General features: G+C 47.2%; 12 protein-coding genes. 8 read left to right on the forward strand and 4 right to left on the reverse strand.

Features of this window, described 5'->3' with window-relative positions; translation table 11 throughout:
- The first annotated feature begins 1,065 nt into the window (after positions 1-1,065).
- From uvrC to HMPREF0240_RS18855, 3 genes are all read left to right on the forward strand, one after another.
- Positions 1,066-2,943 carry an excinuclease ABC subunit UvrC gene (uvrC, locus tag HMPREF0240_RS18840; RefSeq protein WP_009005011.1) on the forward strand — a complete coding sequence of 626 codons (1,878 nt, stop codon included), beginning with the start codon at positions 1,066-1,068 and terminating at the stop codon, positions 2,941-2,943.
- A 317-nt stretch (positions 2,944-3,260) separates the two neighbouring features.
- Positions 3,261-4,190 (forward strand): HPr(Ser) kinase/phosphatase, encoded by a 930-nt coding sequence (hprK, locus tag HMPREF0240_RS18850; RefSeq protein WP_009005012.1) that lies wholly within the window; start codon positions 3,261-3,263, stop codon positions 4,188-4,190.
- A 35-nt stretch (positions 4,191-4,225) separates the two neighbouring features.
- On the forward strand, positions 4,226-5,164 hold the full coding sequence (locus HMPREF0240_RS18855; protein WP_347462632.1) for an ROK family glucokinase: 939 nt from the start codon (positions 4,226-4,228) through the stop codon (positions 5,162-5,164).
- 210 nt (positions 5,165-5,374) lie between these two features.
- Here the strand turns inward: HMPREF0240_RS18855 and HMPREF0240_RS18860 are convergent, their stop codons facing one another.
- Positions 5,375-7,954 (reverse strand): PBP1A family penicillin-binding protein, encoded by a 2,580-nt coding sequence (locus tag HMPREF0240_RS18860; RefSeq protein WP_035314184.1) that lies wholly within the window; start codon positions 7,952-7,954, stop codon positions 5,375-5,377.
- A 169-nt stretch (positions 7,955-8,123) separates the two neighbouring features.
- On the opposite strand from HMPREF0240_RS18860, the gene HMPREF0240_RS18865 reads away from it, so the two are divergent.
- Positions 8,124-8,771 carry a YigZ family protein gene (locus tag HMPREF0240_RS18865; protein ID WP_035314231.1) on the forward strand — a complete coding sequence of 216 codons (648 nt, stop codon included), beginning with the start codon at positions 8,124-8,126 and terminating at the stop codon, positions 8,769-8,771.
- An 832-nt stretch (positions 8,772-9,603) separates the two neighbouring features.
- Here the strand turns inward: HMPREF0240_RS18865 and raiA are convergent.
- From raiA to typA, 3 genes are all read right to left on the reverse strand, one after another.
- On the reverse strand, positions 9,604-10,161 hold the full coding sequence (gene raiA, locus HMPREF0240_RS18875; protein WP_009005017.1) for a ribosome-associated translation inhibitor RaiA: 558 nt from the start codon (positions 10,159-10,161) through the stop codon (positions 9,604-9,606).
- An 85-nt stretch (positions 10,162-10,246) separates the two neighbouring features.
- The gene (locus HMPREF0240_RS18880) at positions 10,247-10,858 is read right to left on the reverse strand and encodes a hypothetical protein (RefSeq protein ID WP_009005018.1); all 612 of its coding nucleotides are present in this window, start codon (positions 10,856-10,858) and stop codon (positions 10,247-10,249) included.
- Between the two features lie 171 nt (positions 10,859-11,029).
- Positions 11,030-12,856, reverse strand: coding sequence for a translational GTPase TypA (gene typA, locus HMPREF0240_RS18885; RefSeq protein ID WP_009005019.1), 1,827 nt, complete (start codon positions 12,854-12,856; stop codon positions 11,030-11,032).
- A 270-nt stretch (positions 12,857-13,126) separates the two neighbouring features.
- On the opposite strand from typA, the gene HMPREF0240_RS18890 reads away from it, so the two are divergent.
- The 4 genes from HMPREF0240_RS18890 (at position 13,127) to HMPREF0240_RS18905 (ending at position 17,655) form a co-directional block, all read left to right on the forward strand.
- Positions 13,127-13,756: a single-stranded DNA-binding protein gene (locus HMPREF0240_RS18890; protein WP_009005020.1), complete on the forward strand. Its 630-nt coding sequence runs from the start codon at positions 13,127-13,129 to the stop codon at positions 13,754-13,756.
- Positions 13,757-13,874: 118 nt separating this feature from the next.
- Positions 13,875-14,765 carry a 4-hydroxy-tetrahydrodipicolinate synthase gene (gene dapA / locus HMPREF0240_RS18895; RefSeq protein WP_035314188.1) on the forward strand — a complete coding sequence of 297 codons (891 nt, stop codon included), beginning with the start codon at positions 13,875-13,877 and terminating at the stop codon, positions 14,763-14,765.
- A gap of 152 nt (positions 14,766-14,917) precedes the next feature.
- On the forward strand, positions 14,918-15,676 hold the full coding sequence (gene dapB / locus HMPREF0240_RS18900) for a 4-hydroxy-tetrahydrodipicolinate reductase (RefSeq protein WP_009005022.1): 759 nt from the start codon (positions 14,918-14,920) through the stop codon (positions 15,674-15,676).
- Positions 15,677-15,702: 26 nt separating this feature from the next.
- Complete coding sequence (locus tag HMPREF0240_RS18905; RefSeq protein WP_009005023.1) at positions 15,703-17,655, forward strand: fructose-bisphosphatase class III; 1,953 nt, start codon at positions 15,703-15,705, stop codon at positions 17,653-17,655.
- Positions 17,656-17,695: the final 40 nt, after the last annotated feature.

The raw sequence follows: 17,695 nt of genomic DNA on the forward strand, positions 1-17,695 counted from the left end.
TTATATAAGCTATCCTCTCTGCCAAGGGGATAGCTTTTTTTATATAGGAGCTTAGGAGCGAGCTTTAGACTCGCGAACGGATGGGGGCGCTAAAAAACCGGGAATCCAGCCCCCTGCCGTGAGCATATATGCTATTTTAAAAATCCGCTCCGTTTACGTAAGAGGCCCTAAAGGAAGAAACATAGAAAATGGCGGTCCAGCGGCATGCAACCCGAAATTTGATAATTTCGGGTCTTAGGCCGCTTCAGAATTTGCCGTGAGACGACAAATTCTGCCCACCATTTTCTATGTTTCTTCCTTAAGGGCCTCTAACGTAAACTCTAGGACTTTTAAAATAGCATATATGCTCACGGCAGGGGGCTGGATTCCCGGTTTTTTAGCTGGGTGCACCCTGTCGGTAGGAAAAATCCAGCTGCTGTTGAGGGCTCCGGACCGTGGCAGCGTATGAATTCGCCTGGTGAAACGTAAAAGTCCCAGTAAGTAATTGACGGATAGTATAACAGCTAGTTCCTGCGAATATAAAAAGAATATGCTTATTGCTGTAAGGTTATCTCATATACTCTAAGTCATTCCAAGAGCATTAAAACTTCTTATCCTTTCTATGTACTGAGGCTATATCCTACCCCCAGGCGAATTCATACACTGCCACGGTCCGGAGCCTTCCCAGCAAGCTCGTCACCTACCGTTTAGATACACCAAGCGAAATGAAGGAATCGCCGCAAGCCTCCCAAGTGCACACATGCCGTTTTGAAGTGCTAAAGCGAACCTTAGAAATTCCTGGAAGCCGACAGCCTGCAAAGTGGGGAGATTTTGTGATCACCAAATCACAAAATCTGCTGACCCAGAGCTAGAAATCATCTGATTTCTAGTGATGTGTCAGCTGTGCCCCACTTTGCAGGCTGTCGGCTTCCTGGAATTTCTTAGGTTCGTGTCCGCACATCAAAACGGCATGTGTGCACTTGGGAGGCTTGCGGCGGTACCTTCATTTCGCGTCTCCGCCCTTCACAAGATTAAAGCTTGTTTTTCCTCTTCACAAATTCTTTGGAAGGCCTTATAATAAGTGACATGGATAATTATAATTTTGACATACAGGAAGAACTTAAAAAGCTCCCGGCCAGCCCGGGCGTTTATATTATGCACGATGAGAAGGATAATATCATATACGTGGGTAAGGCGATCAGCCTGAAGAACAGGGTGCGCCAGTATTTTCAGAGCAGCAGGAATAAGGGGGTCAAGATTGAGCAGATGGTCACTCACATCCGGCGGTTTGAGTATATCGTGACGGATTCAGAGCTGGAAGCGCTCGTTCTGGAATGTAACCTGATTAAGGAACACCGGCCCAAGTATAATACCATGCTGATGGATGATAAGACATATCCTTTTATCAAAGTAACCACCAATGAGCCGTTTCCCAGAGTGATGCTGGCGAGGAAAATGCTGAAGGATAAAGCAAAGTATTTCGGACCCTATACAAGCGGTCTGGCGGTCCGTGACACGATAGACCTGATCCACAAACTTTATCACGTGAGAAGCTGCAACAGGAATCTGCCTAAGGACATTGGAAAAGAACGGCCCTGCCTGAATTACCATATCAAGCAGTGTGAGGCACCCTGCCAGGGATATATTTCCCAGGAGGAGTACGGAAAATCAATACAGGAGATCATACGCTTTCTGAATGGGCATTTTGATGGAATATTAAACGATCTGGAAGAAAAGATGAATGCGGCTTCAGAGGCGCTGGAATTTGAAAAGGCGATAGAGTACCGGGAACTTCTGAACAGTGTGAAAAAGGTGTCCCAGAAGCAGAAAATTACCGACAGCAGCGGTGAGGACAGAGATATTCTGGCCGTAGCCACTGAGGAAGAGGATGCGGTTGTGCAGGTGTTCTTTATCCGCGGCGGACGGCTGATCGGCAGGGATCATTTTTATCTCCGTATAACAAAAAACGAAGAGGACAGTGAGATACTGGACAGTTTTATCAAGCAGTATTATGCGGGAACTCCGTTTATTCCGGGGGAGCTGATGCTTCCTGCCGAACTGGAGGACATGCATCTGCTGGAGGAATGGCTGAGCACGAAGCGCGGAGGAAAAGTGACGATCAAAGTGCCTAAAAAGGGGACGAAAGAAAAACTGGTAGAACTGGCGGCGAATAATGCAAGCCTCGTTTTGAGCAAGGATAAGGAGCGGCTGAAAAGAGAAGAGGGCAGAACAATCGGTGCGGTCAAAGAGATTGCATCGCTTCTGGAGCTGGAAGATATTAACCGGATGGAAGCCTTTGATATTTCCAATACAAATGGATTTGAGTCAGTGGGATCCATGGTCGTATACGAGCGTGGGAGACCAAAAAGAAATGATTACCGCAAGTTTAAAATTAAGGGGATACAGGGAGCCGATGACTATGGCAGCATGAGAGAGGTGCTGACCAGGCGGTTTACGCATGGGCTGCGTGAGCGCGAGGAGAGCAGGGATTTGGGCGGTTTTACGGCCTTTCCGGACCTGATACTCATGGACGGCGGTAAGGGCCAGGTAAATGTGGCTCTCCAGGTGCTGGACGATCTGCATTTGAACATTCCGGTATGTGGGATGGTGAAGGATGATTATCACAGAACGAGGGGGTTATATTATCATAACGAGGAGATCCCAATTGATAAATCATCGGAGGCTTTCCGGCTGGTAACCCGGATTCAGGATGAGGCCCATCGTTTTGCAATTGAATACCACAGACAGCTGCGGGGAAAAGGCCAGGTACATTCTATTTTGGATGACATCGAAGGGATAGGACCGGCCAGAAGAAAGGCCCTGATGCGCCATTATATGAGTCTGGACGCGATCAAGGCGGCTTCTGTGGAGGAACTTGCCAAAGTCCCTTCTATGAACGAAAAATCCGCACAGGCAGTGTATGTCTTTTTTCATCATGCAGGGGGGCAGAGTATTGAGGAGTAAAGTGATGAATAACAAATACCGGGGACAATGGCATGGACGAAAGCATTTGGATAAGCCTTTCACCAACCCGGAGTTTATGGTATAATAAATGAATATAAGCTGCTTTGCAGCAGGACAGCAGGATGGAAAATATTCATACAAAGCTGGCCGGATATGCAATAAGTATACCCAAGGGCATCCCGTAACACATGCCCTGCGGGCGGGTCTGCAGCATAGCTGCAGAATAAGGTATACCCAAAGGGCACCCCGTAACACATGCCCTGCGGGCGGGGCTGCAGCATAGCTGCAGAATAAGGTATAGAGAAAAGGAGATAGATATGGGACAGGGTGTAAAGTTGCAAGACATTGTGGAAAAAATGAATCTGAAGAATCTGACCCCTGAGGTAGAGCTTATTGGGCGCGAGGTGAACGTACCGGATATCAACCGGCCGGCGCTTCAGCTTACAGGATTTTTTGATCATTTTGATTGTGACAGGGTGCAGATCATTGGATATGTTGAGTATGCATATCTGCAGACGCTGGAGGAGAAAAGAAAATTTGAGATATATGATGAACTTTTGAGCCATAAGGTGCCATGCATCATATTCAGCAGAGATATGGAACCGGAGGATGTGCTGCTTAAAAAGGCTGTGGCCCAGGATGTTCCTATCTTTGTAACATCAAAGTCAACATCCTCTTTTATGGGCGAGATCATCAGATGGATGAACGTAAGACTTGCTCCCTGTATTTCGATTCATGGGGTGCTTGTGGACGTTTATGGCGTAGGCGTGCTGATTATGGGCGAGAGCGGAATCGGCAAGAGTGAGGCTGCCCTGGAGCTGATTAAGCGTGGGCACCGTCTGGTAACAGATGATGTGGTAGAGATCCGAAAGGTCAGTGACGAGACACTCGTAGGAGCGGCTCCTGATATTACAAGACATTTTATAGAGCTTCGCGGTATCGGTATTGTGGATGTGAAGTCCATGTTCGGTGTACAGAGCGTCAGGGAGACACAGAATATAGATCTGGTTATTACTCTGGAAGATTGGAACCGGGATAAAGAATATGACAGACTGGGGCTGGAAGAGAATTATACAGAATTTCTCGGAAACCGTGTGGTCTGCCACAGCATTCCGATCCGTCCGGGCCGTAATCTGGCTATCATCGTGGAATCCGCTGCGGTCAACCACAGACAGAAACAGATGGGATACAATGCGGCACAGGAATTATACAAACGTGTCCAGGAAAATCTGGCAAAGAACAGATAGGCAGCAGAGAGAATACAAAATCAGACAGGAGATTTATCATGAAGTATTGTTTTGGAGTAGATGTCGGGGGGACAACCGTAAAGATGGGGCTGTTTGAGGAGAATGGAACGATCCTCGACAAATGGGAGATTGTAACACACACAGAAGAGGAAGGAAAAGCTATCCTTCCGGATATTTCCGCATCAATTCTTGAGAAAATTAAGGAAAAGAAGCTGAATAAAGACGATATAGCCGGAATTGGAGTCGGTGTACCGGCACCTGTAACAGAAGAAGGAATTGTAGATGGCAGTGCCAACCTGGGATGGAATTATAAAAATGTCAGGAAAGAACTGGAAGAGCTAACAGGAATGCATGCAGAGATTGGAAATGATGCCAACGTTGCCGCGCTTGGCGAGATGTGGAAAGGCGGCGGTGCAGGCCAGAAGAATATGGTGATGGTTACGCTCGGAACCGGAGTGGGAGGAGGAATCATCATAGGAGGCCGGGTATTGACCGGAGCTCACGGTGCCGGCGGTGAAATCGGCCATATCTGTGTGAACTACGAGGAGACAGACTCATGCGGATGTGGAAATCACGGCTGCCTGGAGCAGTATACTTCAGCAACAGGGATCGTACGTCTGGCTAAGAAGAAATTGGAAAATGAGACTAGAAATACTATGCTCAACATAGAAAGTGTCTCTGCAAAGGATGTATTTGATGCCGTAAAGGCAGGAGATGAGGTCGCAATAGAGATTGCTGAGGTATTTGGCCGTTATCTGGGGCATGGCCTTGCAAATCTCGCCGCTGTAGCAGATCCGGCAGTCTTCGTAATCGGAGGCGGCGTATCGAAGGCAGGGGAGGTTCTGATTCCATATATTCAGAAACCTTACCTTGAACGTGCATTTTTCGCGGATAAAGATGTAAAATTTGCACTCGCTACACTGGGCAACGATGCGGGAATCTGCGGTGCAGCTAAGCTGGTATTAGGGGACTAGGCCTTGTGAGGGGCGACAGAGACGGACGCTGTATGGAATCGTGGCAGAGAAAAGCTGTATCCCCGGTTGGGGATACAAGGCGGGGCAGCGAATGGTGATGGGCTATGCGGTTAAAATAGATGGGGAGGGGATACCTTTGTTATGATGGTATCCCCTCCCATTTTCGGGACAGTGTCCTATAATAAATCATTTGATACATCTCAAAGGATTTCAGGCTGGAGGAGTTTCACCGCCGCCCTGGTCCGGGATTTCGCTTCCTCCCCCGCCTTCACCGCCGCCTTGGTTACCGCCGCCTTCATTGCCGCCGCCCTCATTACCGCCGCCTTCTGGTGGTGTGACGGTTCCGCCGCCTTCACCATCGCCTTCGCTCGGTTTTTCGGGATCTTCAGTTTTCTTATCCTCATCTTTCTTCTTATCTTTGTCGTCTTCCTCTTTTTCTTCCTTTTGCACGACATGTCCAGGACAGCTCTGTGATGGAGCGGTTCCTTTTGCAAAATATTCGGTCAGAGGCGGACAGGATGAGGTTGCCAGTAATCCTGTCTGTGTACAGATTGTCTTCTGTTCAACAGAAGTCGGCATTGAGAATTCTTTATACTCCAGGCCTTCATGGACACGATCCATGATGTTCTTCCACATGACTTCATGCCACGCCTGATCCATATTGCTCATCGGCTTGTTGGAATCGTAGCCGCCCCAAACGGAGCATGTGTAATATGGTGTATATGCAGAAAGCCAGAGGTCAGTACTGTTCTCTGTTGTACCGGTTTTTCCTGCTGCAGGCATATTGTACAGTCTTGCGGCAGTACCTGTACCGCGGGTAATAACATCTTGCATTGCACTTGTAAGAAGTGCAGCAGTAGAATCTTTAATAACCTGGTGAGTAGCAGGTTTTGTGTTGTCAAGCAGCACATTGCCGTCTTTGTCTAATACCTTTGTGTAGAGGATAGGCTCTGTGTAGGTGCCGTTATTTGCAATTGCCGCATATGCAGCAGTCATTTCCAGATTGTAGACACCGCGTGTGATACCGCCGAGTGCTGTGGCCTGCGCCACATCAGTGAATCCCGGATAGTTGTCATCATCGTAATTTACCAGACTGGTAAATCCAAAGTTCAGCAGATAGTCATATCCTGTCTGAGGACCGATGGCGGTCAGTGTTTTAACTGCGCATACATTCATGGAATGTTCGATTGCATAGCGCACGCGTGTGTTGCCGATATACTGGTGGTCCCAGTTGTTGACCGACTTTCCGTTTGAATAGCTGTACGGTTCATCCTTAATGGTAGTAGCCAGTGTGTATCCTGCAGAATCCATCGCCGGTGCATAAGTTGATAAGATTTTAAAACAGGAACCGGGCTGTCTGGCAGAATCGGTTGCACGGTTCAGGGAGAGACTGGTTGTCTTTTCTCCCCGGCCGCCTACGATTGCCTTTACCTTGCCTGTATACTGATCCATAACTACAACAGAAGTCTGAGGCTGCGGGGTGATGTCTTTATTCTCAATCACGGTATCGCCCTCGGCAATGCCCAAGGTGCCCTTGTACTCCTCAATTGCCTGATCAGCCTGTTCAGGGGAGGAGAATACCAGTGGGAATTCCAGGCCCCATGCATTACGGATATATTCTCCCAGCATTTCTTTACTGTAGTTTTCAGAAGTTCCATCGGGATGTGTAACCGTTAGTGCATATTCAAGACCATATTCCACTGTGTACGGATAATTGTTCGGATTGGCAACTTCTTCATCACAGATATTCTGGATGGAAAGATCCTGGGTCGCTGTGATCGTCAGGCCGCCGCTGTAAAGTGCGTTGTACGCCTGCGTCTCGGTATAGCCCTTGCGCTCCCGGAGATCGTGGATGATCTGCTGTGTCAGCTCGTCAATAAAATAGGAGAAGGGAGTATCATCCGAAGCATCCTGGGAGGTTGCCTGAATCCTGTCGTATACAGGGTCGGCTTTTGCCTCGTCATATTCTTCCTGGCTGATATAGCCCTGATCCAGCATGTTTTTCAGTACCTTGTCCCGTCTCTCTGCGTTTGCTTCCGGAAAGTTTACCGGGTCGTAATCGGTAGGATTCTGTGTGATACCCGCCAGCACGGCACATTCAGAGAGATTTAGTTCAGATACATCCTTATTGAAATAGCGCTTTGCCGCAGTCTGTACTCCGAGACAGTTCTGGCCCAGATTGATGGTGTTCATATAGGCTTCTACGATCTCTTCCTTGCTCATCTGCTTTTCAATCTCAACAGCCAGATACTGCTCCTGGAGCTTTCTCTCCAGCCTGTCATAAAATGTTTTCTCTTCGGTAAAATTCGGGAATACGTTGTTCTTGATCAGCTGCTGCGTCAGTGTACTTGCACCCTCGGAGAAGTTGCCGGAGGTCAGGCCGACTACCCCGGCTCTCATAATACCCTGCAGGTCGATTCCGTTGTGCTTGTAGAATCGTTCATCCTCAATTGCTACAAAAGCATGTGTCAGATTGATCGGAATCTCATCGTATGTCTTATAAATACGATTGGATCCCTTCTGGCGGAACTTGTCCAAAAACTGTCCATCTTCAGTGTAAACAAAGGAAGTGGCTCCGGAGGGTTTGACATCGTTAGGAGTCACTTTTGGGGTGTTATCTATAATTTTTTTGACAAACAGACCGACTCCTGCGGCCCCGATTACTGCAATCAATAGAACGCAGATCACAAGAGCTTTGAAAAAACGGACGCCAACCCGCTTCTTTTTCATATTCTTTTTTGAAGAGATATTCTTCTTTCTCTTATCGAGATTTTCTTTTCCGTAATTCATGAATCATATCCTCCTTTAATCATTCCACTCATTATATCAAATTTACCTGGTTAAATAAAGAAAAAATAGGAAAACTTCATATTTCTAAAAAAATCTTAATAAATTCTTGTGGTTTTCTACAGTTCTGTTATATTCTATTAATGATTACAAAGAAATCGAGGTAAAGCCGATGAATTATAAAACAGTATATCAGGGAGCCACTGCAGAAGTTGTCGAAAAAAAGTCGCGTTTCATTGCAGATGTATTTCCCGTCTCCACCAGTGAGGAGGCAATGGAATGCCTGGAAAAAATAAAGAAACAGTACTGGGATGCCAGGCATCATTGCTGGGCCTATGTAACCGGAGTCGAAAATGTCCAGGAGCGCTGCAGCGATGACGGAGAACCAAGCGGAACAGCAGGTAAGCCAATTCTCGAGGTCATTAGGGGACAGGGCCTGCATAATGTGCTGATCGTTGTCACCAGGTATTTTGGAGGCACACTGCTTGGAACAGGGGGCCTGGTGAGGGCGTACACAGCAGCATCAAAAGAAGGCCTGTCTCACAGTATGATTATAACCAGGATTTACGGTTTTAAACTGAAAATAAGCACAGATTATACCGGACTTGGAAAAATCCAGTATCTGCTGGCACAAAAAGACATCCCGGTGCTTGGAACCGATTATACAGAGTCCGTGGAAATAACAGCGCTCGTATCACAGGAAGAAGAGAAGCAGATTACAGCAGAGATCATCGAAGGGACTAATGGGAAAAGCCAGATCCAAAAACAAAAAGAGTGCTGGTTTGCGGCAGTAGAGGGGGAGGTTGTTGTTTTCGATTGAAGGGGGCCGCCGCCGGAACCGTACATAGGGCTGCGGGGAAGCGGGGTTATGGCTGCAAGCTGGAGTAACGTAAAAAAGAAGGTCAGCCGGGGCAACCTGGACACATCACCCGAAGCCCTGATGGCTTCGCGCGCTGGGTCCAGGGAGAACTGTGATTCGGAATCACAGTTCTCACCCCGGCTGACCTTCTTTTTTACGTAACTCCAGCTAACAGCCATAACTACGCTTCCCCGCAGCCCTATGTACGGTTCCGGCGGCTGGGTGCATCAAGGCGGAACGTCTCCTCTGCTGCGCGGGAGGGAAACCGGCGGGGGAAGGCGGATGGAGCTTCTTGGGTGCTGCGTGGTGGGAGGGGAAATTTGGAGGCATGGAGCGCGGGAGTTTATTGAAACTCTGTTTTTCCTTTTTGTGATAACTACCAGAGACGCATGCTGACGCATCCCCAGCCCAATCCGCCGCACCCGTCAGATGCCCTCAAGCGGAGGCTTTCTGCCCGGATGAAGCCCAGCCTGACCGGAAGGGGAAGAGGAACCGGGGGACAGGAGGATGGAAGCTGGAAGTATAGAGCACACGGTCTAGAAGTACTTACACAAAATGAGCTGCCCACGAGGGATGGAAAGTGATTTTCCAAAATCACTTTCCAGGACAATCTAAGAGGAGAAAGCATCAGGCTTTCTCCTCGGATGTTGTCCGTGCCCTCGTGGGCAGCTCATTTTGTGTTAGTACTTCTCCGTAAGCGGGTTACTTCCAGCTTCCATCCTCCTGTCCCCCGGTTCCTCTTCCCCTTCCGGTCAGGCGACCCTCAGCCACAAAAACCCCCGCTTCCAAAAATCTAATCAAATTCAGGTTCTATTAGTCCGAATGATCCGTCTTTTCTTTTATATACTACGTTTACTTCGTCGGTCTCTGCATTACAGAATACGAAGAAGGAATGGCCTACCAGATCCATCTGGATGCAGGCATCCTCCGGGTACATTGGTTTGATTCCGAAACGCTTTGTTCTTACGATACGGATCTCATCGTCTGTCGGTGTGCTGTCTTCTGATTCGAAGAATTCCTTTTTAAAGTTGCTTCCGCCGGCAGATGATGTCGGGTGTCCCTGGCTCTTAGCAACCAGTTTGTTTTTATACTTGCGAAGCTGACGCTCGATGACTTCTTCAACGAGGTCAATGGATACATACATATCATTGCTTGTCTGCTCTGAGCGGATAATATTTCCCTTAACCGGGATTGTTACCTCAATCTTTTGTCTTTCTTTCTCAACGCTGAGAGTTACGATAATTTCTGTTTCAGGAGTAAAATACCTTTCGAGTTTTCCCAACTTGTGTTCAATAGTGTCCTTTAGGCCTGGTGTTACATCGATGTTCTTTCCACTAATAATAAATTTCATGATGCTCAACTCCTTTTGTTCATATTATACAGACAGTAGTGTAATTACTGCTTGTATTATGTAGATATTATAGCATGGAAAAACTTTATTGTATAGAACGAATCACTTCAATTCTCGTAATTTTTCCATCTGTAATCTTAGCAACGCGGAGCCCGAATTTATGGAAATATGTACATGCACCGACGCCGATTTCGATCTCCTCGTTATTCATCTGCTTCATCAGAACGTCCAGCAGAGTCTCATCATCCTCATATGGGATATTTGCATGAATCAGCCGGTTTACATGCCGTACTTTCTGATCCGACCGGAAAGTGACGCGTTCGGTTTCATCAAAAGCCACGAACAGAAATTTTCTGACGGCAAACAGGATGGCAATGGCGATTACACCGAGCAGGCTGTTGAAAGAAGAAGAGTGATCAATGATAATCTGTCGTGCAATTGCAAACAGAAGAACTTCAAACACCGTCATTGGCGTATGAAGATACAGCATTCGTATCATTTCGACGCCTATGATGAGGTTGAAGCAGACGGTCAGAAGATCGTCATAGTTGGGATATTTATTTAGATCTGTGAGACTGCCGAACGACAGCAGCAGCTGAAACGTCATAATGATGATTCCTGCGGCCAGCAAAGCGGCAATTACGAATTCCAAGGCAGTTGTCAGATTTTTTAAAAACGCATTGGCATATTTAGTCATGTGTTCTCTCCTTATTTGACTGTCTTTTATTCAGAACCGGGTCTGTTCTTTTATCTTATGGGAAAGTTCGCCTATAAGATAAAAAAGCCCTTCCGGCGGGATGCACACTGCGGCGTAAGAGGCAGGTGGTGCGATGCGACCGCCGCAGGCGAGAGTTTCCCAAGCGAAGCTCTATTTTAAATTACTTCTTTTACGCATCCTGGCATCCAGGATTTTTTTGCGGATACGCAGGGACTGGGGCGTTACTTCCAGCAGTTCATCGGTATCGATGAAATCCAGAGCCTCTTCCAGGCTTAATACACGCGGCGTAGTGAGCCTCAATGCTTCATCCGCGCTGGAGGAACGGGTGTTGGTCAGATGCTTTGTCTTGCAGACATTCAGTTCGATATCTTCAGCTTTCCCGTTCTGGCCGATTACCATACCTGCATAAACTTTTTCACCAGGTCCGATAAATAAGGTGCCTCGTTCCTGGGCGCCGAATAATCCGTAGGTAACGGACTCACCGTTCTCAAAAGCGATGAGGGAACCCTGTTTACGGTACTGGATGTCTCCTTTATAAGGAGCATAGCCGTCGAAACTGGTGTTCAGGATACCATTTCCCTTTGTATCGGTCAGAAATTCTCCTCTGTAACCAATCAGTCCTCTGGACGGGATGGAGAATTCCAAACGTGTATAGCCGCCGTTGGAGGTTCCCATATTCTGGAGTTCACCCTTTCGCTGGCTCAGCTTGTCGATGACGGTACCGGTGAATTCGTCCGGAACATCCACATAGGCAACTTCCATAGGCTCCAGCTTTTTGCCGTTTTCATCCGTTCGATACAGGACTTCTGCCTTGCTTACGGCAAATTCATATCCCTCACGTCTCATATTTTCAATCAGAACAGAAAGGTGAAGCTCCCCGCGCCCTGACACTTTGAAGCTGTCTGCGTTTTCTGTTTCTTCCACACGCAGGCTGACATCCGTGTTCAGCTCGCGGAACAGGCGGTCGCGGATATGGCGGGATGTTACATATTTTCCCTCTTTTCCGGCAAATGGACTGTCATTGACAATAAACTGCATAGATATAGTAGGTTCTGAAATCTTCTGGAAAGGAATTGCCTCCGGGCAGTCCGTAGAGCAGAGGGTGTCTCCGATAGAAATACTGGATATACCGGAAATGGCTACGATAGAGCCAATACTCGCTTCTTTGACTTCCACTTTGTTCAGGCCGTCGAATTCATACAGCTTGCTGATTTTAACTTTTTCCTGTTTGTCCGGATCGTGGTGGTTGACGAGCAACATATCCTGATTGACGGAAATGGTTCCGTTGTCTACTTTTCCGACTCCGATACGCCCTACGTACTCGTTGTAGTCGATGGTGCTGATCAGCACCTGTGTAGGCGCTTCCGGGTCGCCTTCCGGTGCCGGGATATAGTCCAGGATTGTTTCGAATAATGGCTGCATGTCTTTTTCATCGTCGGTCAGATCCAGCACGGCAATACCTGCTTTTGCAGAGGCATAGATGAATGGGCAGTCCAGCTGCTCATCGGAAGCATCCAGGTCCATGAACAGCTCCAGCACCTCATCGATGACTTCGTCAGGTCTTGCCTCCGGCCGGTCAATCTTGTTGATACAGACGATTACGGGCAGTTCCAGCTCCAGCGCTTTGCGGAGCACGAATTTCGTCTGAGGCATTGCACCCTCGAAAGCATCCACAACAAGGACAACACCGTTAACCATCTTAAGGACACGTTCTACCTCACCGCCAAAATCGGCATGCCCAGGTGTATCGATGATATTTATTTTGGTTCCTTTATAAAAGACAGCGGTATTTTTGGAGAGGATTGTAATTCCTCTTTCCCTCTCAATATCATTGGAGTCCATGACGCGTTCGGCTACTGCCTGGTTTTCGCGGAATACGCCGCTCTGCTTTAAAAGTTCATCGACCAGCGTGGTTTTGCCGTGGTCAACATGGGCGATAATCGCGATATTTCTAATATCTTCACGTTTTGTTTTCATATTATTCAACACTCTTTCTACTTATGTTATGTGGTTACAACTTTTTTATTCTATCACAAAATATTACAGAAGGGAAGGCACTTTTATTGGAAGGAGGGCGGCGTAAATCTTATTTTGCGATAATCTTCCTGGTATTCGGACAAATTTCGCCCGTGTCTCAAAACTTTGTCGAACGATTCGAACCTGTTTTTCGTTCTAAAGCATATGCCAGATTCATAGACTTAGTATTGACTCAAAAATACCACTCAGAGGAAGGGAGAACTACAAATTATGTCAGATAAGATTATTGAAAACAATCAGGTAACAATCATGGGCGAGGTGGCATCTAAATTTACATACAGCCACGAGGTTTTCGGAGAAGGTTTTTATATGGTGGATGTGCTGGTAAAAAGACTCAGCAACTCCGATGACCGGATTCCGCTCATGATTTCAGAAAGACTCATTGATGTGACCCAGGACTATACGGGGGAATTCATCATGGCTTCCGGACAGTTCCGCTCTTACAACAGACATGAAGAGCAGAAGAACAGACTGGTGTTATCTGTTTTTGTGCGGGAAGTTGAATTTATTGAGGAAGAGCTGGACGGGGCGAAGACAAACCATATTCTGCTGGAGGGATATATTTGCAAAAAGCCCGTGTACCGTAAAACGCCGCTTGGGCGTGAGATTGCTGACCTGCTGCTGGCCGTGAACAGGCCTTATGGAAAATCAGATTATATACCATGTATCTGCTGGGGCAGAAATGCCAGATATGCATCCGGTTTCGAGGTGGGAGAGCATGTACAGATACTGGGCAGAATCCAGAGCAGGGAGTATGTAAAAAAATTATCTGAGACAGATACGGAGACACGCATAGCGTACGAGGTATCTGTAAGTAAACTGGAATGTATGGAAGATTAATGATAGAAAAATGGGGGAGTGTCATTTGGGGAAATGACGCTCTTTCTTTGCGTTGACATTGGACATATTTAATGTTAAACTTTGGAAGAGATGAGCGATTTAGATTAGGAGGATGTATATGTCAATTTTTGAAGGAGCCGGAGTGGCTTTGATTACCCCATTCAGTGCAGATGGAAGTGTGAACTATGATAAGCTCGATGAGCTGATTAACTATCACTGCGAGAATGGCACAGACAGTATTATAATTTGTGGCACGACAGGCGAATCTTCTACATTAACAGAAGAAGAACATATGGATTGTATTAAGTTTACGATAGAGCGCACTAAGAAGCGGATTCCGGTGATTGCCGGGACTGGTTCCAACTGCACCCGCACCGCAGTGGATATGTCAAAGGAAGCTGCAGAGGCAGGGGCTGACGGTCTGCTTGTCGTGACTCCTTACTATAATAAGGCTACCCAGGCAGGGTTGGTTGCGCATTATAAGACAATTGCGCAGGAAGCGAAGGCTCCGATTATATTGTACAGTGTGAAGAGCAGAACCGGTACGAATATTGAACCGGCTACAGTGGCACAGCTGGCTGACGAAGTGGAGAACATCGTAGCTGTCAAGGAAGCATCCGGGGACATTTCCCAGATTGCAAAGATTATGCAGCTGACAGACGGAAAGATTGATCTCTATTCCGGCAATGATGACCAGATTATACCGCTGATGTCTCTGGGCGGGAAGGGCGTTATCTCTGTCTTATCCAATATTGCTCCGAGAGAGACACATGATATTTGTGAGAAGTTTTTTAAAGGAGACCTGGAAGGCAGCCGCGCACTGCAGTTTAGGGCACTGCCGCTTATTGAGCAGCTATTCTGCGAGGTGAACCCAATACCGGTCAAGAAGGCTGCAAACCTCATGGGCATGGAAGTCGGCGGGCTGAGAATGCCTCTTACAGAGATGACAGAAGCACATGCGGCAAACCTGGCAAAAGCAATGGTTGATTTCGGAATTAAGCTTGCTTAAAGCTGGAAATATATGATTGTGAAAGGGATATCATACGTTGAGTAACTGACTCAAATGTGGTATCCTTTTTTATATAAAGGGAATCCCGTTACGTATGTCCTTTGGGCATGGATTCCGCATACAATATACGAAGAGACTTGGGAGGAACAGAGATGATAAAAGTATTGATGCATGGATGTAATGGAAAAATGGGGCAGATGATTACAGGACTTATCCGGGATGATGAACAGGTGGAGATTGCTGCCGGAGTGGACGCATATACAGGGCTGCCCAATGATTATCCTGTTTTTGAGAATATTGAGGCCTGCGATGTGGACGTGGATGTGGCCATTGATTTTTCAAATGCCGGGGCAGCGGACAGGCTTCTGGACTTCTGTGTGGAAAAGCAGGTGCCGGTCGTGCTCTGTACTACAGGTTTGTCCGAGGAGCAGTTAAAGAGAGTCAGGGAAGTGTCCGGAAAGGTCGCAGTACTGAAGTCTGCGAATATGTCTATGGGAATTAATCTTCTTCTGAAGATGCTGAAGGATGCCGCGAAAGTGCTGGCTCCGGCCGGATACGACATTGAGCTGGTTGAGAGACACCACAACCAGAAGGTGGACTCACCGAGCGGTACGGCTCTTGCGCTGGCAGATTCTATGAATGAGGCTCTGGATCATGAATATACTTATATATATGACAGAAGCCAGGTGCGCAAAAAAAGAGAACAGAAGGAGATAGGCATCTCAGCGGTTCGGGGCGGTACGATTGTCGGTGAGCATGAGGTGATATTTGCAGGACCGGATGAGGTGATAGAATTCAGGCATACGGCATATTCCAGGAGTGTTTTTGGAAAGGGTGCTGTGGAGGCTGCCAAGTTCCTGGCAGGAAAAGAGGCCGGCATGTATGATATGAGTGATGTGATTCAGTTTTAGTCACAGAGTATGGGGAGGAAGTATCTATGAAAGATCTGAAAACAAGGTATCTGGAGCGGCTTTCTGATTTATATCCGACGATTGCCGCAGCATCCACAGAGATTATTAATCTGCAGGCGATTCTGAACCTGCCGAAAGGGACAGAACATTTTCTCACGGACATTCACGGAGAGTATGAGGCCTTCGCACATGTACTGAAGAATGGTTCAGGCTCTGTGAGACGGAAGATTGACGATGTTTTCGGGAATACCTTGAGTTCCAGGGACAAGCAGTCTCTGGCCACACTGATTTATTATCCCAAGGATAAGATGGCCCAGGTGAAGAAGGTAGAGAGCAACATGGAGGACTGGTACAAGATCAACCTGTACCGTCTGATTGAAGTGAGCAAGCGGACAGTGAGCAAGTATACCAGGTCAAAGGTACGAAAGGCACTTCCCAAGGATTTCGCATATGTGATAGAGGAACTGATTACGGAAAGGGCGGAAATCAACGACAAGGAATCTTACTATAATCAAATTATCCTGACGATTATCAGGATTGGACGGGCAGAAGAGTTTATCGCGGCGATTTCGGAACTGATTCAGCGTCTTGTAGTGGATCATTTACATATTGTGGGAGATATTTATGACAGAGGTCCGGGACCTCATATCATTATGGATAAGCTGATGACCTATCACTCTCTGGATATTCAGTGGGGCAATCATGATGTTCTCTGGATGGGCGCGGCAGCGGGACAGAGAGGGTGCATGGCAAATGTGGTGCGTATCTGCGCCAGATATGGGAATCTGGATATTCTGGAGGACGGCTATGGGATCAATCTGCTTCCACTGGCAACATTTTCTCTTCGAACTTACGGCAATGATCCGTGTACCTGTTTTGCACTGAAAGGGCCGGAAAAAGCGAATAAGGCAGAGATGGAGATGGACCTGAGGATGCACAAGGCGATTTCTGTTATTCAGTTTAAGGTGGAGGGGCAGATTATACAGCGCCATAAGGACTTTGGCCTGAACGACCGGGCGCTCATGCACAGGATTGATTATGAGAAGGGCACGATCACTCTGGATGGAGAAGAATATCAGCTTCTGGATACGAATTTCCCAACGGTGGACCCGAAAGATCCATATAAACTGTCGGACGAAGAGGAAGAAGTAATGGAACGTCTTGAGCGCGCTTTTCTTGGATGTGAAAAGCTGCAGGAACATATGCGTTTTCTGCTTGCAAAGGGCAGTTTGTACAAGGTTTATAATAATAACCTGCTCTATCACGGCTGTGTACCGCTGAATCCTGACGGAAGCCTGAAGGAAGTGTCTCTGTTCGGCAAACGATTTAAAGGAAAGTCACTGTATGATGCACTGGACCGGTATTTGAGAAAAGGCTTTTTTGCCCTGAATGAGAAGGAGCGGGAGGACGGCAAGGATATCATGTGGTATATCTGGCTGAATCCAAATTCTCCGCTGTTTGGCAAGAATAAAATGGCAACATTTGAGAGATACTTCCTTGCAGAGAAGGAAACGCATATGGAAGAAAAGAACCCATATTATTATCTGCTGGAGAAGGAAGAAGTGATCGATAATATTATGGAAGAGTTTGGCCTCTGCCCGGATGGAGCACATGTTGTCAACGGCCATGTCCCCGTGAAGCGCAAGAATGGAGAAAGCCCTATAAAGTGCAATGGCAAGGTGCTTGTCATTGACGGCGGATTTTCGAAGGCTTACCAACAGGAGACGGGGATTGCAGGTTATACGTTGATTTATAATTCTTACGGGCTGCTGCTGGTTGCCCATGAGCCTTTTGAATCAACGGAGGCGGCAATTGAGAAGGAGAGCGATATTCATTCGGATTATATGGTTGTAAAACGGGTGATGGAGCGGCGTCTGGTTGGAGATACGGATATCGGGAAAGAGCTGAAAGAGCAGGTGGCTGATCTGGAAAGGCTGCTGGCGGCGTACCGCAGCGGTGAGATTATCGAGAAAATTTAAGAAAAGTGCGGCTGTCCGGAAGTAACATTCCGGACAGTCT

It is taken from the genome of Clostridium sp. D5, from assembly GCF_000190355.1.
GTDB lineage: Bacteria > Bacillota > Clostridia > Lachnospirales > Lachnospiraceae > Faecalicatena > Faecalicatena fissicatena_A.